Origin of the sequence: Streptomyces johnsoniae (assembly GCF_031845565.1) — a bacterium.
GTDB lineage: Bacteria > Actinomycetota > Actinomycetes > Streptomycetales > Streptomycetaceae > Streptomyces > Streptomyces johnsoniae.
Window position 1 is genome coordinate 230,771 of the sequence record NZ_JAVREV010000002.1, and the last position, 26,071, is coordinate 256,841.

24 protein-coding genes and 1 tRNA gene are annotated in these 26,071 nt (G+C 73.0%); 8 read left to right on the forward strand and 17 right to left on the reverse strand.

The annotated features are described in order from the left end of the window. Window positions 1–33: 33 nt before the first annotated feature. Window positions 34–1,638 carry an alkaline phosphatase D family protein gene (locus RM779_RS04115; RefSeq protein ID WP_311616502.1) on the reverse strand — a complete coding sequence of 535 codons (1,605 nt, stop codon included), beginning with the start codon at window positions 1,636–1,638 and terminating at the stop codon, window positions 34–36. Window positions 1,639–1,919: 281 nt separating this feature from the next. Here RM779_RS04115 and RM779_RS04120 point away from each other — a divergent pair, with 281 nt between their 5' ends. Both RM779_RS04120 and RM779_RS04125 read left to right on the forward strand, forming a co-directional pair. After that, window positions 1,920–2,381 (forward strand): hypothetical protein, encoded by a 462-nt coding sequence (locus tag RM779_RS04120; RefSeq protein WP_311615878.1) that lies wholly within the window; start codon window positions 1,920–1,922, stop codon window positions 2,379–2,381. Then, a complete protein-coding gene (locus tag RM779_RS04125) occupies window positions 2,378–2,740 on the forward strand; it encodes a hypothetical protein (RefSeq protein WP_311615881.1) in 363 nt (120 codons plus the stop codon). Before RM779_RS04120 ends, RM779_RS04125 begins: the two co-directional genes overlap by 4 nt. Window positions 2,741–2,766: 26 nt before the next feature. Here the strand turns inward: RM779_RS04125 and RM779_RS04130 are convergent, their stop codons facing one another. Next, the gene (locus RM779_RS04130; RefSeq protein WP_253194910.1) at window positions 2,767–2,895 is read right to left on the reverse strand and encodes an LPFR motif small protein; all 129 of its coding nucleotides are present in this window, start codon (window positions 2,893–2,895) and stop codon (window positions 2,767–2,769) included. A gap of 154 nt (window positions 2,896–3,049) precedes the next feature. On the opposite strand from RM779_RS04130, the gene RM779_RS04135 reads away from it, so the two are divergent. Continuing rightward, entirely contained in the window at window positions 3,050–3,694 is a 645-nt protein-coding gene (locus RM779_RS04135) for a LysE family translocator (RefSeq protein WP_311615884.1), read from the forward strand. Between the two features lie 21 nt (window positions 3,695–3,715). Here the strand turns inward: RM779_RS04135 and RM779_RS04140 are convergent, their stop codons facing one another. The 8 genes from RM779_RS04140 to RM779_RS04175 form a co-directional block, all read right to left on the reverse strand. Next, complete coding sequence (locus RM779_RS04140) at window positions 3,716–4,504, reverse strand: NAD(P)-binding domain-containing protein (RefSeq protein WP_311615886.1); 789 nt, start codon at window positions 4,502–4,504, stop codon at window positions 3,716–3,718. Between the two features lie 178 nt (window positions 4,505–4,682). Further along, window positions 4,683–4,755, reverse strand: a tRNA-Arg gene (locus RM779_RS04145). Between the two features lie 47 nt (window positions 4,756–4,802). Continuing rightward, window positions 4,803–5,771, reverse strand: a complete 969-nt coding sequence (gene egtD, locus RM779_RS04150; protein WP_311615888.1) for an L-histidine N(alpha)-methyltransferase — start codon at window positions 5,769–5,771, stop codon at window positions 4,803–4,805. A gap of 11 nt (window positions 5,772–5,782) precedes the next feature. After that, on the reverse strand, window positions 5,783–6,508 hold the full coding sequence (egtC, locus tag RM779_RS04155) for an ergothioneine biosynthesis protein EgtC (protein WP_311615890.1): 726 nt from the start codon (window positions 6,506–6,508) through the stop codon (window positions 5,783–5,785). Continuing rightward, entirely contained in the window at window positions 6,508–7,851 is a 1,344-nt protein-coding gene (gene egtB / locus RM779_RS04160) for an ergothioneine biosynthesis protein EgtB (RefSeq protein ID WP_311615892.1), read from the reverse strand. The genes egtC and egtB overlap by 1 nt, the downstream gene beginning before the upstream one ends. After that, entirely contained in the window at window positions 7,848–9,191 is a 1,344-nt protein-coding gene (egtA, locus tag RM779_RS04165) for an ergothioneine biosynthesis glutamate--cysteine ligase EgtA (RefSeq protein ID WP_311615894.1), read from the reverse strand. The genes egtB and egtA overlap by 4 nt, the downstream gene beginning before the upstream one ends. A 175-nt stretch (window positions 9,192–9,366) precedes the next feature. Beyond that, window positions 9,367–10,557, reverse strand: coding sequence for a M20 metallopeptidase family protein (locus tag RM779_RS04170; protein ID WP_311615896.1), 1,191 nt, complete (start codon window positions 10,555–10,557; stop codon window positions 9,367–9,369). Between the two features lie 52 nt (window positions 10,558–10,609). Then, window positions 10,610–11,983, reverse strand: coding sequence for an FtsW/RodA/SpoVE family cell cycle protein (locus tag RM779_RS04175; protein WP_311616504.1), 1,374 nt, complete (start codon window positions 11,981–11,983; stop codon window positions 10,610–10,612). Window positions 11,984–12,571: 588 nt separating this feature from the next. Here RM779_RS04175 and RM779_RS04180 point away from each other — a divergent pair. The 3 genes from RM779_RS04180 to RM779_RS04190 all read left to right on the forward strand — a co-directional run bounded on the left by RM779_RS04180 (window position 12,572) and on the right by RM779_RS04190 (window position 16,138). Continuing rightward, window positions 12,572–13,585, forward strand: a complete 1,014-nt coding sequence (locus RM779_RS04180) for a sigma-70 family RNA polymerase sigma factor (protein WP_311615898.1) — start codon at window positions 12,572–12,574, stop codon at window positions 13,583–13,585. A gap of 266 nt (window positions 13,586–13,851) precedes the next feature. Continuing rightward, a complete protein-coding gene (locus RM779_RS04185; protein ID WP_311615900.1) occupies window positions 13,852–14,496 on the forward strand; it encodes a TetR/AcrR family transcriptional regulator in 645 nt (214 codons plus the stop codon). 118 nt (window positions 14,497–14,614) lie between these two features. Continuing rightward, window positions 14,615–16,138, forward strand: coding sequence for an MFS transporter (locus tag RM779_RS04190; RefSeq protein WP_394813212.1), 1,524 nt, complete (start codon window positions 14,615–14,617; stop codon window positions 16,136–16,138). A 123-nt stretch (window positions 16,139–16,261) separates the two neighbouring features. Here RM779_RS04190 and RM779_RS04195 read toward each other — a convergent pair whose 3' ends face one another. Next, window positions 16,262–17,344, reverse strand: coding sequence for a P1 family peptidase (locus tag RM779_RS04195; protein ID WP_311615903.1), 1,083 nt, complete (start codon window positions 17,342–17,344; stop codon window positions 16,262–16,264). Window positions 17,345–17,433: 89 nt separating this feature from the next. On the opposite strand from RM779_RS04195, the gene RM779_RS04200 reads away from it, so the two are divergent. Then, the gene (locus RM779_RS04200; protein WP_311615905.1) at window positions 17,434–18,102 is read left to right on the forward strand and encodes an AMP-binding protein; all 669 of its coding nucleotides are present in this window, start codon (window positions 17,434–17,436) and stop codon (window positions 18,100–18,102) included. A gap of 10 nt (window positions 18,103–18,112) precedes the next feature. Here the strand turns inward: RM779_RS04200 and RM779_RS04205 are convergent, their stop codons facing one another. The 5 genes from RM779_RS04205 to RM779_RS04225 all read right to left on the reverse strand — a co-directional run bounded on the left by RM779_RS04205 (window position 18,113) and on the right by RM779_RS04225 (window position 22,487). Then, on the reverse strand, window positions 18,113–18,598 hold the full coding sequence (locus RM779_RS04205) for an MscL family protein (protein ID WP_311616506.1): 486 nt from the start codon (window positions 18,596–18,598) through the stop codon (window positions 18,113–18,115). Window positions 18,599–18,772: 174 nt separating this feature from the next. Continuing rightward, on the reverse strand, window positions 18,773–19,291 hold the full coding sequence (locus RM779_RS04210) for an RcpC/CpaB family pilus assembly protein (RefSeq protein WP_311615907.1): 519 nt from the start codon (window positions 19,289–19,291) through the stop codon (window positions 18,773–18,775). Between the two features lie 364 nt (window positions 19,292–19,655). Continuing rightward, on the reverse strand, window positions 19,656–20,507 hold the full coding sequence (locus RM779_RS04215; protein ID WP_311615909.1) for an S-methyl-5'-thioadenosine phosphorylase: 852 nt from the start codon (window positions 20,505–20,507) through the stop codon (window positions 19,656–19,658). Further along, on the reverse strand, window positions 20,504–20,914 hold the full coding sequence (locus RM779_RS04220; protein ID WP_311615911.1) for an FmdB family zinc ribbon protein: 411 nt from the start codon (window positions 20,912–20,914) through the stop codon (window positions 20,504–20,506). Before RM779_RS04220 ends, RM779_RS04215 begins: the two co-directional genes overlap by 4 nt. Window positions 20,915–20,996: 82 nt before the next feature. Continuing rightward, on the reverse strand, window positions 20,997–22,487 hold the full coding sequence (locus RM779_RS04225; RefSeq protein ID WP_311615912.1) for a potassium/proton antiporter: 1,491 nt from the start codon (window positions 22,485–22,487) through the stop codon (window positions 20,997–20,999). A gap of 207 nt (window positions 22,488–22,694) precedes the next feature. Between RM779_RS04225 and RM779_RS04230 the strand changes: the two genes are divergently transcribed. Then, entirely contained in the window at window positions 22,695–25,442 is a 2,748-nt protein-coding gene (locus tag RM779_RS04230; protein WP_311615914.1) for a penicillin acylase family protein, read from the forward strand. Here the strand turns inward: RM779_RS04230 and RM779_RS04235 are convergent. Continuing rightward, window positions 25,420–26,037, reverse strand: a complete 618-nt coding sequence (locus RM779_RS04235; RefSeq protein ID WP_311615916.1) for a 5-formyltetrahydrofolate cyclo-ligase — start codon at window positions 26,035–26,037, stop codon at window positions 25,420–25,422. The genes RM779_RS04230 and RM779_RS04235 overlap by 23 nt on opposite strands. Window positions 26,038–26,071: the final 34 nt, after the last annotated feature.

A 26,071-nucleotide genomic window follows, 5' to 3' on the forward strand; every position in this document is an offset into this window, starting at 1 on the left:
GGTATGCCCGGTTCGGCCCCCTGGCGGGCGCCGCTACTGGCCGACGCGGCCCGGCTGAAGGGTCTTGGAGAACAGCACGGGACCGTCCACCTCCCGCAGCCGCACGGTCAGTTCACCGCCGTCGCCGTCGATCTCGACCTCGCCGTAGAACTGGTAGCCCTCGGCGGGCGACACGTTCGACGCCTCCGGCGCCTTCACGAACACGCGGTCCGGGCCGAACGTTCCGTCCAGCGCGTTCGCCGGGAACGCGCCCGCGTTCAGCGGGCCGCTGACGAACTCCCAGAACGGCTCGAAGTCGCCGAACGCCGCCAGCTCCGGCCGGTAGTGCTGCGCCGAGGTGTAGTGCACGTCCGCGGTCAGCCACACCGTTCCCGTGATGCGCCGGCGCTTGATGAAGCGCAGCAGCTCCGCGATCTGGAGCTCCCGGCCCAGCGGGGCGCCCGGGTCGCCGTTGGCGATGGCCTCGATGTCCGACTCGCCGTCCGGCACGACCAGACCGATCGGCATGTCGGCGGCGATCACCTTCCACACCGCGCGGGAACGGCTCAGCTCCCGCTTCAGCCAGTCCAGTTGCTCGCGACCCAGAATGCCCTGGGCGTCGTCGGGCTGCCGTCCTGGCGAGTTGGCGTTCCGGAACGTCCGCATGTCGAGGACGAAGACGTCGAGCAGCGGGCCGTGGCGCACCACCCGGTGCACGCGGCCCTCGCGGCGCCCGGGACGCAGCGTGGAGATCGGGAAGTACTCCGCGAACGCCTGCCGGGCGCGCCCGGCGAGCACGTCCACGGACTTCTCGGTGTAGCGGTCGTCGGCCAGGATCTCCCCCGGGTACCAGTTGTTGGTGACCTCGTGGTCGTCCCACTGCACGATGGCCGGCACCTGCGCGTTGAAGCGGCGCAGATTCTCGTCGAGCAGGTTGTAGCGGAAATTGCCGCGGTACTCGTCGAGCGTCTCGGCGACCTTCCGCTTCTCCGGCGTCGTCACGTTGTGGTACACGCTGCCGTCCGGCAGGGTGACGCTCTCCTCGATCGGCCCGTCGGCGTAGACGGTGTCGCCGCTGAAGAGGAAGAAGTCCGGGTCGCGGCGGCGCATCTCGGCGAACGCGCGGTAGCCGCCGAGCCCCGGGTTGATACCCCAGCCCTGCCCCGCCAGGTCGCCCGACCACACGAAGCGCACCCCGTCGCGCCGCCGCGCGGGCGCGGTACGGAACGTGCCCGCCACCGGCTCGCCCGTGCGGCGCGGATCGTGCGGGTCGGCCAGGAGCACCCGGTAGTGGACCTGCTCCCCCGGCGGCAGGCCGTGCAGCGCGGTGGTGCCCGTGTGGTCGGTGCCGGGACCGAGCAGCGGCCCGTACCAGCGGCGCGGGCGGCGGAACGACTCGGTCGCCGAGGTCTCGACGATCATGCGGGCCGGCCGGTCGGAACGCACCCACACCAGTCCCGAGGAGGCGGTGACGTCACCGGCCTGCACGCCCCAGCGCGCCGCCGGGCGCCCGGACAGCGCGAACGCCGGGGCGGCCCCCGCGACGATTCCCGGCACCGCGAGCCCGGCCGCCGCGGCGGCCCCGCCCCGCAGCACGGCGCGCCGCCCGGTGGCGCGCCCCTCCCGCGCTTCGCCTCGCGCTCCGCGCGCCTGGTGCATGTCCGTCATGACGAATACCTCCACGTTCCCTCGTCCGACGGCCCGCAGTATGGTCCGGCTGCCACCGGTCTCCGATGCCCCACGCCCCAACACGCGGCGAACACCAGGCCAACGCCGGGCACCGGTCCCCCGTCCCCCGGTACACCGGTCCCCCGTCCCCCGGTCCACCGGTCCCCCGGTCTGCTCCCCGGCACACGTTCGAGGTAATCCCCGGCCGCCGCTGCGCGGTTGCGGCCCGGCGCGGGTATCTCCCGGGCACCGGACGCCAAGGGAGGTACGCGTTGACCCCGTTCCCCGGCCAGGACAGTGCGACGGCGCGGCGGGTGCGGGTCCGCGTCGGCCGCCGCGGCACGTTCCTGCTCGTCGTGGGCCTGGGGGAGCTGGTCTGGGGCCTCCAGTACCTGCTCGACCCCATGCCCAATCCGCGCGGCCTCGCCCTCCTCACCGACGCCGCCCCGCTGCACGCGTGGGCCTGGCTGTGGATCGCGGCGGGCGCGGTCGCCGCCGTGGCCGCGTGCGTGCGGATCGGGGGCGACTGGACCGGGTTCGCCGCCCTGCTGACGCCGCCCACGGTGTGGACGGCGGCCTACGTGGCCGGCGCGTTCTCCGGCTCGTACGGGCAGGGGCTGTGGGTCGCGGTCTACTACGCGACCACCCACGTCGGGGTGTGCCTGTGGGCGTCGGCCATGCCGGAGTACGCGGTGCCCGCGCCGGACACCGCGGGAAAGGGCGCGCGGGGATGAGTGTGCTGTGGACGGCCATGGCGGCCGTGGGCGGCCCGCTGGCCGCGGCGGTCGGCAGCTGGTATGCGGCCAGGGCGACGCGCACCGCGGCGGGCATGACCGCCGACGCGCACCGGAAGGCCGCCGAGACCGCCGTCGGCCCCGAGGACCGGCTGGCGGACCTGGCGGTCTTCAAAGCCAGCGTGGAGCGGGTCGACACGGAGAACGACCGGCTGCGCCGGCGGCTGCTCGGCCTGGAAACGCTGGTGCGGGCCTTCGCCCGCCACGTCGCCCAGCTCACCGCCCAGGTGCACGAGGCGGGCGTCGAGCCCTGCCCGCCCCCCGACCGGGTCGAGGAATACAACCGCACCGGCGCCTGACCCGCACCGCCGGTCAGTGTTGCCGGTCAGTGCCGCCGGTGCGCGGTGTCGGAAGCGCCCCCGAAAAGCCGGGCGACGAGCCGGAACGGCAATGACACCACCGTGGCAACGGCACCGCCGATCGCCCGGAAGATGTCCGCTATGGCTCTCAACATGACTGCGGCCTCCTTTCCCTCTGGACGGCCTGGCCCCTCCGAATAACCCGCGCGGCACCTGCCGAAACGTCCCGCCACCGTTCAGGTCCGCTTATGAATCGACCCCAGAAGAATTAACTGGTGCGCCACGGCAGGCGTCAGCGATTCTGAACAGATGATCACAGCAGGCGCGGTAGCCGGTGTCGCAGCAGTCGCCCTCGGGATGGTGCTGACGCCCGGGCCCAACATGATCTACCTCGTGTCGCGCAGCATCACCCAGGGCCGGAGCGCCGGTCTTGTGTCGCTGAGCGGCGTGGCCGTCGGCTTCCTGATCTACCTGACGGCGGCGAACCTCGGCCTGTCGGCCGTCTTCACCGTCGTTCCCGGTCTGTACCTTGCCGTGAAGCTGGCCGGTGCCGGCTATCTCGCGTGGCTGGCGTGGCAGGCGCTGCGACCGGGCGGGGCAGCGGTGTTCGCCCGGCAGGAGCTGCCGGGCGAATCCTCGCGCCGGCTGTTCACCATGGGGTTGATGACCTGCCTGCTCAACCCGAAGATCGCCCTCATGTACCTGTCCCTCATCCCCCAGTTCGTGGACCCGGAGGCCGGGAACGCCATGGCGCAGGGCTTCCTCCTCGGCGGCGTCCAGGTGCTCATCGGGGTGGCCGTGAACGGCACGTTCGTGCTGGCCGCGGGCGCGATCGCCGCGTTCCTCGCACGACGCCCCGGCTGGCTGCGCGCCCAGCGGTACGTCATGGGCACCGTGCTCGCCACCCTGGCAGCACACCTGGCCCTGGACACCTCCCGCCCCGCGCGGACCTGACGCCCCCGCCCGCCACCTGCTTTACCTGGGCCGTTTCAGGTCGGCGAGGAGATCGTCGAGGGCCTTGGCGAGGGCTGCGGAGTTGGCCGGGTCGAACCAGGTGGTGCGGATGCGTTCGTTGTTCCCGTTCGGCGTCTCGTGGTTGGCCGCGAGCTGGTGCAGGGAGCGGGCCTCATCGCTCAGGGCACGGCCGGCCCCCTGGAAGAGGCCGCGCACGTAGCGGTCCGCGTCGTCGGAGGCGATGCCCTGGTCGATGGCCCACGACGTGAGGGTGGCGAGGTACGAGTAGTGGGTGGTCAGCGTTCCCGTCAGTGCGGAGAAGACGTTGAACGCCGCCTCGTCCGCGACCGGGAGCACCCCGCCCAGGTACTCGAAGAACGGGTCCACCACCGGATGCGACGGGTACGTGACCGTGACGCAGCGGCGTTCGGCCACATCGGGCAGGGGAATGGCCCGCACCAGCGGGGCGTCGGTGGCCAGCGTCCGGCGCAGGTCGTCGTTGCCGACACCGGCCATCACGTTGACCACGACCTTGTCATCGTCCACCCGCAGGCCGGCGAGCGCTTCGTGCCGGTCCTGGCGGCGAACGGCGATGAGCACCATCTCGGAACGGTCCACGACCGCCTGATTGCCGGCGCACACCTGCACGCCCTCGTAACGCCCGGAAAGCTCCGCGGCCGCGCGGGCCCCCCGAGGAGAGAGAAACACCTCAGGCGACCCGTCACCCCCGCCACACAGCCCCGTCACGAGAGCCCGCCCGAGCTCGCCCACCCCTATGATGCCGATGCGCTTCACTGTGCCTTCCTCCATGCTGCGTGGTGACCGTGCGAGTCCGCCGGAACGGTGTCATCCACAGTGTGGCCGCCGCCCGGTCCGCGGCAAGCTCGATACCGAGCCTCAGCCCTTCCACAACGCGGTCGAACAGCTCTCGCGCCTCCCGGCATGCAGAACGCCCCGGACCAGACCCGATCCGGGGCGTTCGCCCCTGTGCCCCAGGCAGGATTCGAACCTGCGACACCCGCTTTAGGAGAGCGGTGCTCTATCCCCTGAGCTACTGAGGCTGAGGCGCTGCCGGGGGTTAGCGTACCGGGTTTCGGGCGTCGGGGGTTCAGACGGGGGTGGCCAGGAGGAGGGCGAAGCGGGATTGGGGGTCGGGCCACCAGTGGGGGACCGTGAACGCGGCGCGGGTGAGTTCTTCGGTCAGCGGTTCGCGGCGGAACTTCACGGAGATCTCCGTGCGCAGATCCTCGCCGCGGGCGAAGTCCGCGGTCAGGCCGAGGGCCGGGATCTCGACGCTGTGGGCCACGCGGGCGCGCAGGCGCATCTCGATGCGCTCGGCCTCCGCGTTCCACAGCGCCTTGTGGTCGAAGGCGCCGAGGTCGAAGCCCGCGCCGAGTTCGCGGTTCAGGACGCGCAGCACGTTCTTGTCGAACGCCGCGGTCACACCCTGGTCGTCGTCGTAGGCGCGGATCAGGGTGGTGGGGCTCTTCACGAGGTCGACGCCGAGCAGCAGGGCGTCGCCTTCGCCGGTGAGGGCGGCGCGGAGGCGGGTGAGGAACGCGGCGCGCTGTTCGGTGTCGAGGTTGCCGATGGTGGAGCCGAGGAACGCGACGAGGCGCGGGCCCGGTTCCGGCAGCGGGAGGTCCGTTTCGAAGTCGGCGACCGTGGCGGCCACGCGCAGGCCGGGGTAGTCGCGGCTGATGGCCTCGGCGGCGCGGTCGAGGGTGGTGTCGCTGACGTCGACGGGCGCGTACTGCTTCAGGGTTCCGGCGGCGGTGAGGGCGTCGAGCAGCACGCGGGTCTTGGCGGAGGTGCCGGAGCCGAGTTCGACGAGGGTTCTGGCATCGGTGAGCCGGGCGATCTCTTCGGCGCGGGCGTTGAGTATCTGGCGTTCCGCGCGGGTCAGGTAGTACTCGGGGAGGCGCGTGATGCGGTCGAAGAGGGTGCTGCCGTGCTCGTCGTAGAACCATTTGGGCGGCAGTCTCTTGGGGCGGCCGGTCAGGGCGCTCTCGGCATCGGCGCGCAGGGCGCGGGCGGCGTGGTCGGCGGGCAGGCGGCGGTCGACGGTGATGCGCATGGGGCGTCCCTTCACAGTGGTTCGACGTCGGTGGTGGTGCGGCCGGCGAGGAGCAGGGAGTGTTCCGGGACCTCGTGCCAGCCGCGTTCGCCGGGAACGGGCGAGGAGGCGACGGTCACTTCGGTTTCGTCGCGGCGGCGGTACCAGAGGGTGTCGCCGTGGCGGGTGGCGGCGATGGTGCTGCCGTCGGTGAGGAGCAGGTTGAGCCGGGCGTCGGGCCGTGCGGCGGCGGTGGTGCGCACGATGTCGGCCAGGGCCTCGCCGGGCGGCAGCCCGGCGGTCAGGCGGCGGCCGGTCATGGCCCACAGCAGCGCGGAGTCGCTGCGCGCGTCGAGGCCGAGGAGCTCCGCGGCGGTCAGCGGTTCGCCGGTGTCGGCGGGCAGCAGTTCCCAGCGGGGCACGGCCCCGTTGTGGCTGAACAGCCAGCGCCCGAGCGCGAACGGGGCCGAGGCGGCCTCGTCGTGGCTGGTGCCGGGGGTGGCGGAGCGGACGGCGGCGAGCACGGCGCCGCTGCGCAGGACGGCGGCGAGGCCCGGCAGGTTGGCGTCGGACCAGATGGGAACGGCGCGCCGGTAGCGGACGGGTCCCGCGCCGTTCTCGGGCGGGTACCAGCCGACGCCGAACCCGTCGGCGTTGACCGAGGGCGTCCAGGACTGCCGGTAGAGGCTGTGGGGCGGGTCGGTGAGGACTTCGGCCAGCGGTCTGGCCGGGCCGAGGTAGGCGAGGTGGCGGCACATCAGCCGGGCTCCTCGGTGGGTTCCTCGGTGCGGCAGGTGCGGAACCCGGCGAAGATCTGCCGCCGCACGGGCAGGTCCCAGTTGCGGAACGTGGCGCGGCAGGCGACCTGGTCGGTGGCGAACGACCCGCCGCGCAGCACCTTGTACCGGTCGCCGAGGAACACTTCGCTGTACTCGCGGTAGGGGTGGGCCGCGAAGCCGGGGTAGCCGGTGAAGTCGCTCGCCGTCCATTCCCACACGTCGCCGAGCAGCTGCCGTGCGCCGCAGGGCGCGGCGCCGGCCGGGTAGGCGCCGGCGGGGGCGGGCTGGAGGTGCTGCTGGCCGAGGTTGGCGTGGGCGGGCCCGGTCGTGGTGTCGTCGCCCCAGGGCAGGCGGCGGGAGCGGCCGGTGGCGGGGTCGTGGCGGGCGGCCTTCTCCCATTCGGCTTCGGTCGGCAGCCGTCGCCCGGCCCAGCGGGCGTACGCGTCGGCCTCGTACCAGCTGACGTGCAGAACGGGTTCCGCGGGTGGAACGGGCTCGGTGTGCCCGAAGCGGCGGCGCAGCCAGGTGCTGCCGTCGCGGCGCCAGAACGCGGGGGCGGTGAGCCGGGCGCGGGTGCGGTGCAGCCAGCCGTCGGGGTGCCACCAGCGGGGGTCGTCGTAGCCGCCGTCGGCGATGAACGCCTGGTACGCGGCGTTGGTGACGGGCGCGGTGTCCAGCCGGAACGCGGGCACGTCCACGACGTGTGCGGGGCGTTCGTTGTCGAGCGCCCAGGGGTCGGTGTCGGTACCCATGGTGAACGGGCCGCCGGGGACGGGGACTTCGGCGGCCAGCATGTCACCGGGGGCAGGCGGCGGGGCGGGCGGCGGGGCGGGGGCGTTCAGCACGGCGGGGCCGCGGCGCAGCTGGTGGGTGGCGAGCATCGTCTCGTCGTGCTGCTGCTCGTGCTGGGCGACCATGCCGAAGAGGAAGCCGTCGCCCGGGTGCGGGGTGGCGGCGAGGACGTCGAGGGCGTGGTCGCGGACGGTGGCGAGGTAGCGGCGGGCCTGGGCCGGGGTGAGCAGCGGCAGCGCGGTGCGGTCGGCGCGCGAGTGCCGGAACGCGTCGTAGAGCGCGTCGAGTTCGGGGCGCAGCGGGGGCCGGCCGCCGGCGCGGCGCAGCAGCCAGATTTCTTCCTGGTTGGCGATGTGCGCCAGGTCCCAGACGAGGGGGGACATCAACGGCGAGTGCTGGGCCGTGAGTTCGCCATCGGGCAGGCAGTCGGTGAGGGCGAGGGTGCGGCGGCGGGCGGCGGACAGGGCGATGCGGGCGCGTTCCCGGACGGGGACGGCGGTGGCTTCGGGGATGAGAGTGTCCTCACTCATCGCCTGGCTCCTTCGAGCTGGTCGTCGGCGGGGCACCGGCCGCGGTCGGGGTAGCGGTCGGCGAAGTCGGCGACGGCGCGCCGCACGGCGGCGCACGCCGGGTCGCGCGCCAGGGCGTCGTCGACGGCGGCGAAGCAGGCGCGGGCCGCGGCGCCGAGCGGCGGGTCGGCGGGGCCGAGGCGCGCGGCGCGCAGCCACAGGTCGGGGCGGGGCAGGGGGCGGCCGCCGGTGAGGGGTTCGGTGGCGGCGAACGCGGCGTCGGCGGCGGCCGGGTCGTCCAGCAGGGTGCGGGCGACGGCGAGCGGGACGGTCCAGTCGTCGCCCGGCTGGGCGTCGATCATGCGCAGTTCCAGCCAGCCGCGGGGGCGGACGGGCGGGAAGAGGGTGCCGAGGTGGTAGTCGAGGTCGGCGAGGCGGGGCGGGCGTTCACCGTAAGGGCCGCGCAGCCAGGAGCGGAACGTCCGCCCGGCCGGCGCCGTCCACGCGGCGGGCGGCGTGCGGCGGACGCACAGCAGCGCGGCGTCGAGCGCGTACCTGGTCCAGGCGGCGCGCGGGTCGGGCTCGCCCGCCGTGTCGGTCTCGGGCGGGCGGGTGCGCCCGGGGTCGATGCGGGCCCACAGGGCCTGGCGGGTGGAGGCCCAGCCGGTGGGGCGCCCGCGCCACAGCGGTGAGTTGGCGAATGCGGCGACGAGGACGGGGCCGAGCCGGTGGGCGAGCTGCCAGCGGCGGCGGTAGCCGGTGAGGCCGCCGGTCTCGTCGCCGGCGTCGACGCTGATCTGGACGGCGGCGGTGGCGCGCATCATGACCCGGCCGGCGGGGCCGAAGCGGTCGAAGTAGCCTTCCATGGCCCGGTAGCGGGGGTGGTCGAGCAGCCGGGGCGGAGCGTGGTGCGGGTCGAGGCCGAGGCCGACGGGGGTGAGGCCGGTGTCGGCGAGGTGCCGGCGCAGGTGGCTCACGTCGGTTGTGGCGGCGCCGAGGCAGGCGGCCAGGGAGGTGGCGGGGGCGCTGCTCAGCTCGATCTGGCCGCCGGGTTCGCGGGTGAGGCGGCCGCCGCCGGGCAGCGCGCCCGGCGCGGCCAGCGGCGCGAGGGCCGCGTCGAGCGCCCCGGCGGTGGGGAGGCGCGCCGGGTCGCGGGCGTCGCGGATCAGCCATTCGAGCTCGATGCCGGTCCGGACGGGCGGCCCGGTGGTGAAGCAGGCGGCACGGACGTGGGCCTCGGCCTCGGCTTCGCGAAGCCCGGGACCGATGCGGGTGCCCAGGCCCGCGGGGGCCGCCGGGCCCGCCGGGCCCGTCGGGCCCGTCGGGTCGTCCGCGGGGTCCGCCGCCAGTTCAGCCGCCATAGGTGCCGCCCTCCTTCAGCCGCGCGCCCGATGCGTCCGGTTTGTACCGTTGGCGTCTGCTTCACGGTACGGCGGGCGGCGGCGGCGCGCTCCGGCTGTGCCGCCAGTCGGTCGACACCGGAACGGCGAGGGCCGGAAGGCGAACGGGCGGGGGGCGGCCCCCGGCCAGCAGCGGCTAGCCGACAGCCAGGCGGCGTACGGCCAGCTCCGCGTACAGCGCGGCGCCGTCCGGCAGCACCGCCTCGTCGAAGGCGGCCAGCGGGGAGTGGTTGGTGGGGGCCGAGTCGGGGTGCAGGCCGGGCATGGTCGCGCCGAGGAAGATCATCGCGCCGGGCACCGCCTCGATGACGCGGGAGAAGTCCTCGGCGCCGAGGAGCGGGTTGTCCATGCCCGCGTAACGTTCCTCCCCGTGGACCTCGCGGACGGCGTCCGCGGCGAACGCGGCCTCGGCCGCGTCGTTGACCGTGACCGGGTACTGCTCGGTGAACCGCGCCTCCACGCCGAGCCCGTGCGCCGCGGCGATGCCCTCGCACACGGCGACCGTGCCCCGGCGCAGCCGGGCACGGGTCTCGTCCGAGAAGCTGCGGACGGTCGCGGTGAAGGCGGCGGTGTCCGGAATGATGTTGGACTGGGTGCCCGCGTGGAACTTACCGACGGTCAGCACCACCGGGTCGAAGACGTCGAAGCTGCGGGAGATCCACGTCTGGAGCGCCGTGACCATCTCGCAGGCGGCCGGGATCGGGTCCTTCGCGCGGTGCGGCGCCGAGCCGTGTCCGCCCGCGCCGCGAACCGTCACGTCCAGCACGCTGGACGCGGCCATCGCGGGCCCGCCGCGCGTCGCGAAGACCCCGGACTCCCAGGTGTGTGAGATCACATGGAGGGCGTACGCGGCCACCGGGCGCTCCCCCGTTGCTTCGAGCACCCCTTCGTCGATCATGCGCCCCGCCCCGTTATAGCCCTCCTCGCCCGGCTGGAACATGAACAGCACGTTCCCCGCGATCCGGTCGCGGTGCGCGGACAGCAGCCGGGCCGCGCCCGCCAGCATCGCGGTGTGCAGGTCGTGCCCGCAGGCGTGCATGCGGTCGGCGGGGGCGGCGAACGGCAGCCCGGTCCGCTCGGCGACCGGCAGCGCGTCCATGTCACCGCGCAGCAGCACGGTCGGCCCGGGGCGTTCGCCGCGCAGCACGGCCGTCACGGAGCTGAGGCCGTGGCCGGTGGACATGTCGAGCGGCAGCCCGTCGAGGGCGGCGAGCACCGCCTCCTGGGTCCGCGGCAGGTCGAGGCCCAGTTCGGGAACGCCGTGCAGCGTGCGCCGCAGGCGCACCAGCTCGTCGGCGAGGGCGGTGGCGTCGTCGAGGAGGTTCACGTTCGCTGAGTCCTTCCACGCATAACGGATGGGAACGGCGCGCCGCGTCGGGTCACGACGCGGGGCGCGGGGTGTCGTCGGTGATGGCCGGGGTGAGGATCGTGGCGTTGCCCGCCGGCTCGGTGGCGGCCTTGCCCGCGCTGTCGCTGACGCGGATCAGCAGCGCGACGAGCAGCCAGTTGGCCACCGTCGAGGAGCCGCCCTGCGCCAGGAACGGCAGCGCCTTGCCGGTGAGCGGGATCAGCCCGGTCACGCCGCCGCAGACGATGAAGACCTGGAGCACGAGCACACAGGAAAGACCGGCGGCCAGCAGCTTGCCGAACGGGTCGGTGACGGAGATCGCCGCCTTGATGCCGCGCTGGATGAGCAGCGCGTACAGCAGGATGACGGCCGTCACACCGGCCAGGCCCAGCTCCTCGCCCACGCTGGCGAGGATGAAGTCGCTGCGGCCCGCGAACCCGACGAGGTAGGAGTGGCCCTCGCCGAGGCCCGTTCCGGTGAGGTCGCCCGCGCCGAAGCTGAACAGTGCCTGCGCGGACTGGTCGGAGATGAGGCCGGGCGGGCGTTCGTCCTCGGGGAGGAAGATCGCCATGGGGTCGAGCCACGCCTGCACCCGCCCCTTGACGTGCTGCTGCGTCGCGGCCACCACGGCGGTGCCGGCGGCGGCCATCAGGCCGCCGAGGAGGACCCAGCTGGTGCGTTCGGTGGCGATGTAGAGCATGAGCACGAACACGCCGAAGAAGATCAGCGAGGTGCCCAGGTCGCGTTCGTAGAAGAGGACGACGAGGCTGACGGCCCACACCAGCAGCACCGGTCCCGCATTGCGCCCGCGGGGCAGCGCGAGGCCGAGGAAACGGCGGCCGGTGAGGGCCAGGGCGTCGCGGTTCGCCATGAGGTAGCTGGCGAAGAACACGACGATCATGACCTTGACGAACTCTCCCGGCTGCACGGACAGCGGCCCCAGCGTGATCCAGCGCTTCGCGCCGAACTGGTCGGCGCCGAACAGCGCCGGGGCCATCAGCAGCAGCATGGCCAGCGCCATGCCCAGGTAGGTGTAGCGCGCCAGGACCCGGTGATGGCGCAGAACGATCAGGGTGGCGACGCACAGCGCGGCGCCGACGAGGGTCCAGACCACCTGGTCGGGCGCGGCGGGCGCGGACTGGTAGTTGTCCGGCGGGTAGTGCGCCGCGTAAGCCTGGTCGAGGCGGTCGAGCAGGACCAGGCCGAGGCCGCTGAGCAGCACCGTGACGGGCAGGATCAGCGGGTCGGCGTGCCGGGCGAAGCGTCGCACGGCCAGGTGCGCGGCCAGGGCGGTGCCGCCCAGCAGCGCCGCGTGCGCGGGCAGCCCGGACGGCACCCGTTCGTACATGGCCAGACCGGCGGCCGCGTGCCCGAACGTCACGATGGCGACGGCGAAGAGCACCATCGCCAGCTCGGTGTTGCGCCGGTGGGCGATCCAGCGCTTGACGGCCGGTGGCACGCCCCGCGTGCGCCCGGCGCCCCGGGGGCCGGCCGGGCCCCCTGGGTGCCCGGCGCCGCTTCGCCCGCCGCTGCCGCCCCTGCGCATGTGCCCCGCCCCCTGTCAAGACCTGCCCTGTCCGTTCCGCTCCCCGGACGGGCCGGGTCCCCCGCCGGACGGGGAGGCGCTGACCGGCAACCTACCCGGGCCGGGCGGGCTCGTCACCAGGGACGCGTGCGCCCCGGGTGGCCGGAACGGGCCGTGCGCCGCATGGCGGTGCGGGCGCTGGGTACCCGGACGCAACTAACGAAGCGTCCCGTTCGTCTTCAGGGATGTGGGGATGGATGTGGGGATGGATGTGGGGAGAGATGTCCTGCATGGTCCCGGGCGGGAGCATGTGGCCGGGCAGGGTACTGCATCACCGGGAAAAAGATGCGCGGCTTGGGAATTCTGTCCGGATTCCCGTCGTTGATTCGTTATGGATGCGGGCGGCAAGGGGGCAGCCCGGTCCGGTCCGAAGAGGACCACATTTGATCACTTCGCAAGGGAGCACGTATGGCAACCCGTGCCGTCGCCCGGCGTCCGGACACCGATGACAGTGTCGAAGCGGCGGGCAGTGTCCGGTCCAGCGCAGGCAGCGATGCCACGGAGCGCGATCTGGTCGGGATGTATCTCGACGAGATAGCCCGTACCCCGCTGCTCGACGCTGCGAAAGAGGTCGAGCTGTCGCTGACGATCGAGGCGGGGCTGTACGCGGGGCGCATCCTGCGGGGCGTGGAGGAGCCGGCGGCGGATGGCGCGGCCGCCTCCGCCACGCGGGAGGAGCTGGAGGCCATCGTCGCCGCCGGGGAGCGCGCCAAGGACGCGTTCATCCGTGCCAACCTCCGCCTCGTCGTCGCCGTCGCCCGGCGCTATCCGCGCAGCGGACTGCCGCTGCTCGACCTGATCCAGGAGGGCAACGCGGGCCTGGTCAGGGCCGTTGAGAAGTTCGACTACAGCAAGGGCTTCAAGTTCTCGACGTACGCGACCTGGTGGATTCGGCAGGCCATCACGCGGTCCATCGCCGACCAGTCGCGGACGATCCGGCTGCCCGTTCACCTGGTCGAGGAGCTGGGCCGCATCCGGCGCGTGCAGCGGGAGTTCAACCGCGAGCACGGCCGCGAGCCCGAGCCCTCGGAGATGGCGGCCGAGCTGGGCTCGACGCCGGAGCGCATCCAGGACGTCCTGGACTGGGCGCGCGATCCCGTCAGCCTCAACATGTCGGTGGACGACGAGGGCGAGACCCAGTTCGGCGATCTGCTGGAGGACACCTCCGCGGCCTCGCCCGAGCAGTCGGTGCTCGTCATGATGCGGCGCGAGGGTCTTGAGGACCTGATCAGCCGCCTCGACGACCGCACCGCGGCCATCATCAGGGCGCGGTACGGCATCGAGGACGGCCGCGAGCGGACGCTCACCGAGGTGGGCAAGCAGCACGGTCTGACCCGCGAGCGGATTCGGCAGATCGAGAAGCACGCCCTGCTGGAGCTGAAGCGCATGGCGAACGACTCCGGCTTCGACGCCGCGGCCTGACCGCCGCACAGCCCGACCACCTCACCTCCCACGGCCACGGCCACGGCCCCGTACCGCCACCCCTGGCGGTACGGGGCTCTCTGCCGTCCGCCCGTTCCCGCTCGCACCGCCGCGCTCGCACCGCCGCGCTCGCACCGATCCCGACATGGTGTGACACACGACACATCGGCTCGCGAAATAAGCGGGGATTGCCTCTCCGTTTAGAGCATTGTCCAGGCAAGCGGGGACTGACTCCCCGGTTGTTCACCCCAGCAGGGAGCGGCAAGGTGACCCTCAAGTCCACGGCCACACGCACCCGGTTGCGCGCCGACGCCGTCCGCAACCGCGAGCGCATCCTCGCCGCTGCCCGCGAAGCCATCGTCGAGAACGGGCCGCACGTGCCCCTCGACGAAATCGCTCGACGAGCCGGAGTCGGGAATGCCACGCTGTACCGGCACTTCCCGGATCGGGAGTCGCTGCTGTTCCACGTGTTGCTCTATGTGAACCAGCGCATCATCGAGCGAGCCCAGCAGGCCCTGGAGAGCGTGCACGACCCTTTCGAGGCGCTGTGCCGCATGGTCCTCGACTCCGCCGAGGAGCGGGTCGGCGGCCTCTGCCCGATGCTGGGCTTCGGCATCGACCGGGAGGACCCGCGCCTGGTAGCCAGCCGGGAGCGCATGCACCGCGTCACCCAGCAGTTGGTCGACCGGGCCCACGCGTCCGGCCAGCTGCGCGGCGACATCGGCTCCGGTGATCTGCTGATCGCGGTCGCCCGTCTGACCCTGCCCGTGCCGGGCACCCAGGGCTCCGGCGTGAGCACGATGGCCAGGCGCCATCTCCAGGTGTTCCTGGACGGCCTGCGCACGCCGCCCCGCAGCGAGCTGCCCGGCCAGGCGAGCAGCCTCGAAGACCTCAAGGACGAGTTCTGCTGATCGCCAGCACGACCCGGCGCCGCGCCCAGCGCTGAGTTCGGCCCGTCACCCGAGTCCTCAGTACGGGGCTCCCATCCGCCCGCCCATGCACCAACGCCACGTGAGGTTTGTCACCCTTATGCCACCGGAAAAGACCGTGAGCCCCGCTCACGGTGCCCTCGACCCCAAGCGCTGGCAAGCGCTCTTCTTCATCGCCCTCGCCCAGTTGATGGTGGTCCTCGACGGCACCATCGTGAACATCGCGCTGCCGTCGGCCCAGACCGACCTCGGCATATCCGACGGCAACCGGCAGTGGGTCATCACCGCGTACGCCCTGGCGTTCGGCGGCCTGCTGCTGTTCGGTGGCCGCGTCGCCGACCTGTGGGGACGGCGCCGCGCCTTCGTCGTCGGGCTCATCGGCTTCGCCCTCGCCTCCGCGCTGGGCGGCGCCGCGTCGAACGAGGCGATGCTCTACCTGTCCCGCGCGCTCCAGGGCGTCTTCGGCGCGCTGCTCGCCCCGGCCGCGCTGTCGCTGCTGACCATCCTGTTCACCGACGCCAAGGAACGCGCCAAGGCCTTCGGCGTCTTCGGTGCCATCGCCGGTGCGGGCGCCGCCATCGGCCTGCTGCTCGGCGGGGCGCTCACCGACTACCTGGACTGGCGCTGGACGTTCTACGTGAACATTCCGTTCGCCGTGATCGCCGCCGTCGGCGCCATGATGTACATCAACGAGCCGGAGAACGCCCGCAACCGCTCCACCCTGGACATCCCCGGCGCGGTCCTGGCCTCGCTCGGCCTGGTCGCCCTCGTCTACGGCTTCGCCAGGGCCGAGCACGAGGACTGGACCGAGTCGGTCACCGTCACGATGTTCGTCGCCGCCGCCGTGCTGCTCGCGGCGTTCGTCATCGTCGAGTCGCGCGTCAAGTCCCCGCTGCTGCCGCTGCGGGTGGTCACCGACCGCAACCGGGGCGGCGCCTACGCGGCGCTCGGCCTGGCCATCGTCGGCATGTTCGGTCTGTTCCTGTTCCTGACCTACTACCTCCAGGTCGTGCGCGGATACTCGCCGGTGAAGACCGGTGTGGCGTTCCTGCCGATGGTCGCGGGCATGATCATCGGCTCGACCCAGATCGGTGCCCGGCTGGTCACCAGGGTCCCGGCGCGCATGCTGATGGTGCCCGGCTTCCTGGTCGCCTCGCTCGGCATGCTGCTGCTGACCCAGCTCAGCATCGACACCTCCTACGCCGCGGTCATCATGCCGGCGCAGGTGCTGCTCGGCCTGGGCATGGGCACCGCGTTCATGCCGGCGATGAGCCTGGCCACCGAGCGGGTCAAGCCGACCGACGCGGGCGTCGCCGGCGCCATGGTGAACGTGTCCCAGCAGGTCGGCGGCGCCATCGGCATCGCGCTGCTGAACACCATCGCGGCCAGCGCCACCACCGCGTACGTCACCGACCACGCGGCCGGTTCGACGAACGAGCGCCTGCTGGTGCTGGAGTCGATGGTCCACGGCTACACCACGGCCATCTGGTGGGCGTTCTTCATCGTCCTCGGCTCGGCCGTCGTCTCCGCCCTGCTGATCAACAGCAAGGGCAGCGGCCACGGGACCGACGCCTCTGGCGAGGGCTCCGACGAGGGTGCGCCCATCCCGGTGATGGTGCACTGACACCACGAGCCGACAGCGCGCCCGGCCCCCGCGGCAACCCGCCGCGGGGGCCGGGCGTTTCCCATACGCGTCCGACCCCGGCCGCGGGACCGAGGAGGCACCGGGCGGCGGGGCGGCACCGCCTCACTCCCGGCCGTACAGGTCCCGGTAGGAGGGGAACAGCCCGCCCGGGGTGTCCGCCCCGTCCGCGGCCAGCACCCCCTTGACCACGGCCCGCGCCAGCACGTGCGCCCCCGCCTCCAGGATCGCGTTGAACGCGAGCGCGGCCTCGATCGGCGTCGGCCCCGCGGGCCCCGGCCGCCCCCCGGTGGCCACGGCGAACACCGTGTCCCCGTCGTTCATCAGATGCGCCGGACGCACCGCACGGGCCAGCCCGTCGTGCGCCGTGCCCGCCAGCTTCTGCGCCTGGGCGGCGGACAGCGCGGCATCCGTGGCCACGATGGCGAGCGTGGTGTTCAACGGGGGGCGCCCGGACGTCACGGACCTGCGCACCGTCTCCTCGCCGGCCGCCGCGAGCCGGTGCCGCGCCTCGGCGTGCCGCTGCGGGGACGGCACCGGGCCGCCCTCCTCGCCGTAGAGGGCGCCCGACGCGGGGTCGACCGGCGATCCGGCGGCATTGACCGCGGCGAGGGCGGCCACCGTGACGCCGGAGGGCAGCACCGTGCTGGCCGTACCGATCCCACCCTTGAATCCGCCGGCCTTGGCGCCGGTGCCCGCGCCCACCGTGCCCTCGGGCACGGGCGCCCCCGGCCCGCGGGCGGCGGCGTCCTCGGCTGCGGCCCGGCCGAGCGCGGCATCGGGCCGGGCCCGCCAGTCGCCGCCGCGGCCCAGGTCGAACAGGATCGCCGTCGGCACGATGGGCACCACGGCCGCCGGATCGGGCCCGACCCGGAAGCCACGGCCCTGCTCCTCCAGCCACGCGACGACACCACCCGCCGTGTCGAGACCGAAGGCGCTGCCCCCGCTGAGAGTGAACGCATCCACGTGCTCCACCAGGTTCCGCGGGTCGAGGACGTCCGTCTCCCTGGTGCCGGGGCCGCCGCCCCGCACGTCCACCGCGGCGACCGTCCCGCTTTCGGGTGTCAGCACCACCGTCACGCCCGAAAGCCAGCCGTCCCCGATCCGCTGGGCGTGGCCCACGCACAGCCCCGCCACGTCCGTCAGCGCGTCCAGGGGCCCCGTCGTGGCCCGTGAGTCCTCATCCATGCCTCCTGCGTACCACGCGCCGCACGCGAAGCACCCACGTACAGCGGACGTTTATCGGACGTCAATCGCCAACGGCGAGGCTGCCGGTCATGTCGGGAGATCAAGGCGGCTCGGGCGGCGGCTTCGGCCCTGCCGACGTGCTCAGCCACGCCCAGCTGTTGTGGGAGAGCGAGCGGGCGGCACGAGCGCTGGGGCGCCTCGGTGTGCGCGCGGGGGACCCGGTGCCGGTGCTCCTGCCCATGTGCCTGGAGTCCGTGATAGTCACACTCGCCTGCGTCCAGCTCTCCGCGCTGCGTATCTCACTGCCGCTGGGAGACCGGCACGGTCTCCTCCGCCACCGTCTGCGCGGCTCGGACGCACGGCTGGTGATCACCGCGGACGCCTGCCACTCCAACGGCCGCGTGTACGGGACCAAGGCCGTGCTCGACCGGGCGCTCGTCGGCTCCTCGACCGTCCACACGGTCCTGGTGGTGCCGCAGGTGGCCCGCCCGGTGCCGTGGCAGCCGGGCCGGGACTGCTGGTGGCACGAGGCCCTGAGTCCCGGAACGCTGCCGCCGCGGCCGTACGCTGGCAGCATGAGTGACATCTCGCGCCCCGGCCGGACACAGGCGGACACCGGGCGCGCCCTGGATTTCGACGATCCGCTGGAGCGCCGGTCGTCCGACGACTCGGACCGCGGTTGGGGCGACCCGCCGGAGGACGCCGAGGCCGGGGATGTCGCCCGCTTCCTGAGCGAGAAGCCGCCCCACCACCTCTGACCGGCCGCGGCTACTCCCGTTCGCGTGGCTCGTCCGGCAGATCCCGCCGCTGCGCGCCGACGGTGACGGTGTCCGCGCGGTGCGTGCGCTGCGCGACCAGCTCGTCCCTGATCTCGGCGAGCAGCTCCAGCTCCGTCTGCACCACGGGGGCGTCCGGGGCCTTGGCCTGCCGCCGCGCCTGATAGCGGGTGAGGGGCAGGATCATCAGGAAATACACCACGCCCGCGGTGATCAGGAAGGTCAGCGAGGCGCTGAGGACCGAACCCCACCGGATCGGGATACCGGACACGATCTCGCCCGCCGCGTTGACCTCGCAGGGCCCGCGCAGGCACGACTGGTAGGCGTCCAGATCCTTGGTGCCGAAAGCACCGACGAGGGGATTGATGACCCCATCCACCACCGAGTTGACGATGCTGGTGAAGGCGGTGCCGACGACGACGGCGACCGCGAGCTCCACCACATTCCCCCGGAGGAGAAAGGTGCGGAACCCTCCCATCGTGTCCTTGACGCCCGTCAGGACGCCCTTCCTCTCCTCGGTCACGGATACGCCTCTCGTCCACACCACAGGCTCTGCGGGCCTGCGCTCGCTGCTTGAACCGTCCAAGCTGCATCAGCCGGGGCGAAGCTGTCCAATTCCGTACCCACTTTCCGGTGAGCAGGCCGCGGATGGTCACCACTTGGTCACCGCCAGGTCCGCGGCCGCGGCGGCGCCGGCCAGGGCGGCCGCCGTACCGGGCGGGACGGACAGCACCAGCAGGGCGCCCCGGGCGGCCTCCAGCACGCCGCTCGCGGTCCCGGCCTCGGGCGCCTCGGGCGCCTCGGGAACGTCCACGACGCGGGCCCGTCTGGCGACGACCCGTGCGGGAGCCGCCGACGCGTCGGACCTGTCCGCGGTGGCGGCCAGGACGTCCACCCGGTCGCCCGGCCGCAACAGCCGCACCGCGTCCGCATCGGTGATCCTGACCGGCGCGAGAACCCGGTCGGCCGCCGCGCCGGAGCCGCGGCCGGGCCCGGCGCCCGGCGGCCCCTCCCGCGCGGCCGGCTCGGCGGGCTCGGCCGGCGCCGGCCCCGCGGCGCGGGGCGCCGCGACGGCCAGGGCCGCCGCCGTGACGGCGAGCGCCGCGACCACCGCGCGGCGGTGCCGCCGCAGCGCGCGCCGCAGCCGCCCCCGCCCGCCGCGCGGGCGCACGGGACCGAACTCGGGAACGGCCGTGGCCGGGAGCAGCCCGGCACGCTGCGCCGCCGCGGAACCAGCCGGTGCCGGAGGAGCGGCAGCCGGGGAAGTGGCAACAAGAGGTGCGGAATCGAGAGGTGCGGAGCCGAGAGGTGCGGAACCGAGAGGTGCGGAACCGAGGGGCGCGGAATCGAGAGGTGCCGAGCCGAGAAGGGCCGGGGACGAGGCGGAGAGGGCCGGAGCCGGTGTGCGCTGCATGGCACCACCGTGCCCGCCCGCGCCGAATCCCGCTCGGACCTGTGGACAACCCGGCCCCTGTGGAAAACCTCGTCACCCACAGGAACTCACCCGAGCCCCATCCGAGCCCCTCAACCACGGGTTACGGCAGGGCGATCCCCGGGTCCTGGCCGAGCAGCGCCGTCCCGCAGGTGCAGTCGCGGTCCTTGGGAAGGCGGCCGACGACGTCGAACAGCACCTCGCGCAGCCGCCCGACGTTCGCCGCGAAGACCTCCATGACCTCGGCGTGCGACACGCCCTCCCCGACCTCCGCGCCCGCGTCCAGGTCGGTGACCAGCGCCAGCGAGGTGTAGCACAGCTCCAGTTCGCGGGCGAGGATCGCCTCCGGGTGCCCGGTCATCCCGACGACCGACCAGCCCTGCGCGGCGTGCCACCGGGACTCGGCCCTGGTGGAGAAGCGCGGCCCCTCGATGACGCACATCGTGCCGCCGTCCACCGCGTCCCAGTCCTGCCCGCGCGCCGCGGCGAGCGCCGCCGCGCGCCCGGCCGGGCAGTAGGGGTCGGCGAACGAGACGTGCACGACGTTCGGCTGGGTCCCGTCGGCCCTGGGCTCGCCGTCGAAGAAGGACTGCGGCCTGCCCTTGGTGCGGTCGACGAGCTGGTCGGGCACCAGTAGGGTGCCCGGCCCGTACTCGGAGCGCAGCCCGCCCACCGCGCAGGGCCCGAGGACCTGCCGCACGCCGAGCGAACGCAGCGCCCACAGGTTGGCGCGGTAGTTGATGCGGTGGGGCGGCAGATGGTGCCCCCGGCCGTGGCGCGGCACGAACGCGACGCGCCGGCCGGCGATGTCGCCGAGCAGCAGCGTGTCACTGGGCGGACCGTACGGGGTGTCGACGGTGATCTCGGTCACGTCGTCGAGGAACGAGTAGAACCCGGACCCGCCGATCACGCCTATGTCCGCCTGCCGGGCGGCGTCCCCGCCCCCGGCGCTCATGCGGCGGAGGCTGCGGCGCTCGACGAGGAGGATGCCGAGGAGGACGCCGACGAGGAAGAGGCGGACGCCGAGGAGGAGGAAGAGGAGGAGCCCGAAGAAGACGAGGAGGAAGCGGCCTCCCCCTTCTTCTCACCGCCCTTGCCTTCCTTGCCCCCCTGGCTGCCTTCCTTACCGTCCTTGCCACCCTTGCCGCCCGCGGAGGACGAGGCCGGGCTGCCGGAGGCCGAGCTGCTCCTGCTGTCGTTCCGGTAGAACCCGGAGCCCTTGAAGACGATGCCGACGGCGGAGAACACCTTCTTCAGCCGCCCCTGGCATGCCGGGCACACCGTCAGCGCGTCATCGCTGAACTTCTGCACCACTTCGAGACCTTCGTGGCACTCGGTGCACTGATACTGATATGTCGGCACGTCTTCCTCCTGGCACTCATGGTCATGGAGTGCTAACGACGCTCCATCGTGCAACATTCCGGGGCCGGAAGTCCACTGCCGCTCACTCCCGCTGCCCCCGCAGCCCCGTGCTGCCGCCCCGGCCGAGCCATCCGGCGAGCTTCCCGCCGCGCCCCACGGCGATCAGCCGCCGTTCGACGGCGTCCCGTACCGCGTCCGTCGCCACGACCAGCAGCTCGTCGCCGTGCCGCAGCACGGTGTCCGGCTGCGGCACGAAGCTGGTGCCGTCGCGCACCACGAGGGTGACGGCGGCCTGGGCGGGCAGCCGCAGTTCACGGACCTCCACACCGTTCATGCGCGAGGCGCCGGGGATCGTCACGGACAGCAGGTGCCCCCGGAGCCGGTCGAGCGGCGCGGACTCGATGTCCACGTCCACGGCCTGCTCACTGCCCGCGAGGCCGAGCCGCCGCGCCAGCCAGGGCAACGTGGGGCCCTGCAGGAGTGTGAAGATCACCACGAGCACGAAGACGACCGAGAAGATCCGGTCGCTGTCCTCGACACCGCCCACGACCGGGATGATGGCGAGCACGATGGGCACCGCGCCGCGCAGCCCGGCCCAGGACAGCATGACCTGTTCCCGCCACGGCAGCCGGAACGGCAGCAGCGCCACCACCACCGACAGCGGCCTGGCGACCAGGGTCAGCGCGCCGCCGACGAGCAGCGCCGGGCCGATGTCGTTCCACAGGGCGTCGGGGTCCACGAGCAGCCCGAGCAGGACGAACAGGCCGATCTGCGCCACCCACGCCACCGCGTCCGCGAAGCCGCGGGTCGCCGGGCGGTGCGGCAGGCGGGCGTTGCCGAGGAGCACGGCTGCGACGTAGACGGCGAGGAAGCCACTGCCGTGCAGCAACGCGCCCGCGGCGTACGCCAGAACGGCCAGCGCGAGCACGGCGATCGGGTAGAGCCCGGAGGCGGGCAGCGCCACGTGCCGCAGGGCGAGGGCGCCGACGCGGCCGACGACGAGTCCGACGGCGAGGCCGACCGCCAGTTCAAGGACCATTTCGCCGAGCAGGACGTGCCAGTGCCCGGTCGCGTGGTCCGTGGCCGAGAAGGCGACGACGAGGATGATCACGGGGGCGTCGTTGAAGCCGGACTCCGCCTCCAGAATGCCTGCGAGCCGCCGCGGCAGCGGCACCCGGCGCAGGACGGAGAAGACCGCCGCCGCGTCGGTCGAGGACACCACCGCGCCCATCACGAGCGCCGATTCCCAGGGCAGCCCGGCCAGGAAGTGGGCGCCGGCGGCCGTCACGCCGACACTGACGCCGACCCCGACGGTGGCCAGCGCGGCGGCGGCCGGAACGGCGGGGCGGATGTCCTGCCAGCGGGTGCCGAGGCCGCCCTCGGCGAGGATGACGACGAGGGCCGCGTAACCCAGTACCTGCGTCAGCTCCGCGTCGCTGAACTCGACGCCGAGGCCGTCCCGGCCGAGCACCATGCCGATGGCGAGGTACAGCAGCAGCGAGGGCAGCCCGCTGCGCGAGGTGAGCCGGACGGCGGCGACCGCCACGAGCAGCACGAGGGCACCGGCGAGCATCAGCTCGTTCAGGCGGTCGACAGTCAGGGGGGTCCTTCCTCCCGGGGGACCGAGGCAGCGTACCGGCTCGGCAATTCACGGCCTTTGCGGCGAATTTACCAGCATATGAACGCGGAGGCCCGGGGGTGTGACTCCCCGTAGGCTCACCTCAGTGGCCGTATGTCTATGGTTGCCTCCTACCGCTCAGCTGCCCTGTGAAGGACAGAGATGCCCGCCAAAAAGCCCAGGCGACGCGGTCGTCTGATCGTGATCGCTCTCGTGATGCTGCTCGTGGCCGGACTCGGCTACGGCGCCTACTGGAGCGTCAGCACCGTACGGGCCTCCTTCCCGCAGGTCTCCGGTGAAATCGCGATCGATGGCCTGTCCGCCCCCGTCACCGTCACCCGGGACGGGAACGGCATCCCGCAGCTGTACGCCGACTCCGCGCAGGATCTGTTCCGCGCCCAGGGCTACGTGCACGCGCAGGACCGTTTCTGGGAGATGGACGTCCGCCGTCACATGACGGCCGGCCGGCTGTCGGAGATGTTCGGCGAGGACCAGGTCGAGACCGACGCGTTCCTGCGCACGCTCGGCTGGCACGACGTCGCACAGCAGGAGTACGACGAGCTGCTGTCGGAGGAGACCAAGGCGTACCTCCAGGCGTACGCAGACGGCGTCAACGCCTACCTCGCCGAGAACAGCGGCGAGGAGATCTCCGTGGAGTACGCGGCCCTCGGCTTCGTGAACTCCTACGAGCCCGAGGAGTGGGACCCGGTCGACTCGGTGGCCTGGCTGAAGGCCATGGCCTGGGACCTGCGCGGCAACATGCAGGAGGAGATCGACCGTTCCCTGCTGGCCGAACGGCTGAGCCCGGAGGAGATCGAACAGCTGTACCCGGACTACCCGTTCGACCGGAACAACCCGATCGTCCAGGAGAACGGCGGCAGCGACCCCGACGCCGGCGAGCCGCCGGGCGAGTCGCTGCCGGGCGGCGGGCTGCCGGAGGGGGACGGGCTGCCGGACGACGGCCTGCCCGCGGGTGCGGGCGACGCGCTGGGCGGCGCGTCGACGCAGCTGGCCGCGATCGCCGACAGCCTGGACTCGGTGCCCGCGCTGCTCGGCACCAACGGCAGCGGCATCGGCTCCAACTCCTGGGTGGTGCACGGCGACAACACCACCACCGGCATGCCGCTGCTGGCCAACGACCCGCACCTGGCGCCCTCGCTGCCCGGTGTCTGGTATCAGATGGGCCTGCACTGCTCCGAGGTCAGCGCCGAGTGCCCGTTCGACGTGTCCGGGTTCACGTTCTCCGGCATGCCGGGCGTGGTCATCGGCCACAACCAGGACATCTCCTGGGGCCTGACAAACCTCGGCGCGGATGTGACCGATCTGCGCCTGGAAAAGCTCAGCGACGGAAATTACCTGCGCGACGGTGAGCAGATCCCCTACGAGACGCGCAACGAGACGATCGAGGTGGCCGGCGGAGACCCGCGCGAGATCACCGTGCGTTCGACCGGGAACGGCCCCATCATCTCCGACCGCGAGGAGGAGTACGCCAGCGTCGGCGACAGCGCCCCCGTCGACTCCTCCGCGCCCGACCGCGGCGAGGGGTACGCCGTCTCGCTCAGCTGGACCGCGCTCGAACCGTCCCGCACCATGGACGCCGTCTTCTCCCTCAACACGGCCTCCGACTGGGACGAGTTCCGGGCCGCCGCCCAGGACTTCGCGGTCCCCTCGCAGAACCTGATCTACGCCGACACCGCGGGCAACATCGGCTATCAGGCCCCCGGCCTCATCCCCGTCCGCGGCCAGGGCGACGGCCGTTACCCCTCGCCCGGCTGGGACTCCGCCTACGACTGGCAGGACTACATCCCGCAGGACGAGCTGCCCTGGGAGCTGAACCCGGACCGCGGCTACATCGTCACCGCCAACCAGGCCGTCGTCGGCGAGGACTACGACTACGCGCTGACCGACGACTGGAGCTACGGCACCCGCAGCCAGCGCATCGAGGACCTGATCCGCGGCACCATCGAGGACGGCGGCAAGATCTCGATGGGCGACATGCAGTCCATCCAGCTCGACAACAGCAACGAGATGGCCAAACTGCTCGTCCCCCACCTGCTGCGCATCGACATCTCCGACCCGTACATCCGCGAGGCGCAGGCCCTCCTGGAGGGCTGGGACTACACCCAGGACGCCGACTCCCCGGCCGCCGCCTACTACAACGCGGTCTGGCGCAACCTGCTCCAGCTCGCGTTCGGCAACAAACTGCCCAAGGAGCTGCGCGTCGAGGACCAGTGCCTGCGCGTCCCGCCGGCCGACGAGTCCCAGCCCCTGGAGAACCCCGGCGGCGGGGCCCGGCTGATCACCGAGTGCGGCGAACGTTCCCCCGAGACCGCGCAGCCCGACGGCGGCGACCGCTGGTTCGAGGTGGTCCGCGGCATTCTGGAGGACCCGGACAACGAGTGGTGGCAGGCCCCGGCCACCACCGACCAGCCCGAGGCGGGAAACCGCGACGAGCTGCTGGCCCGCGCCATGCGCGACGCCCGCTGGGAGCTGACCGCGGAGCTTGGCAAGGACATCGACACCTGGAGCTGGGGCCGCCTGCACCGGCTGATGCTGAACAACCAGACGCTGGGCACCGAGGGCCCAGGGCCCGTCCAGTGGCTGCTCAACCGCGGCCCGTGGAACCTCGCCGGCGGCACCGACGCCGTGGACGCCAGCGGCTGGAACGCGGCCGGCGGCTACGACATCACCTGGGTGCCGTCCATGCGCATGGTCGTCAGCCTCGACAACTTCGACGAATCGCTGTGGATCAACCTGACCGGCGCCTCAGGACACGCCTACCACGGCAACTACACCGACCAGACCACCATGTGGGCCGACGGCGAGTACCTGCCGTGGGCGTTCAGCGCGGAGGCCGTCGAGGAGCGGGCCGAACACACCCTGACCCTCACTCCCCCGGGCTCCTCCTGAACCGGTGCACCCCCTCCGGGGTGACGGCCGCGTCCACCGGCAGGTCGTGCGGCTCCCGGGGCAGCTCCTCGACCACCTCGTGCCCGTACACCAGGGCCACCAGATCCGGGTGCTCGCCCGCCTCCGCCAGGCGGGCGAGTACCCGGTCGAAGCTGCCCCCGCCCCGGCCCATCCGCACCCCGCGGCGGTCCACCGCAAGACCCGGCAGCAGCACCACGGCGGCCTCCGTCACCGCCTCGCGGCCGAGCCGCCGGCCGCCCGGCTCCAGCAGCCGCGTCCGGCCGCCACGCTCCGCCTCCACCAGGCGGCCCGCGCCCTCGTACTCCGCCCAGTCCAGGTCGTCGTCCGTCAGCAGCACCGGCAGCAGCACCCGAACGCCGCGCTCCCGCAGCACGTTCAGCAGCCGCACCGTGCCCGGCTCGCGCCCCACCGACACGTACGCGGCGACCGTGTCCGCCGCCGCCAGCTCCGGCAGCTCGAGCGCGCGCCGCGCCAGCTCCTCGGCCGCCTGGGCCACCTCGTCGTCGGCCATCGCCGCCCGCACCGCGAGCAGGTCGCGCCGCACCTCCCGTTTACGTTCCGTCAACTCGTCCACGCCCGTCGTTCACCCCTTTCACATTTCTCAAATC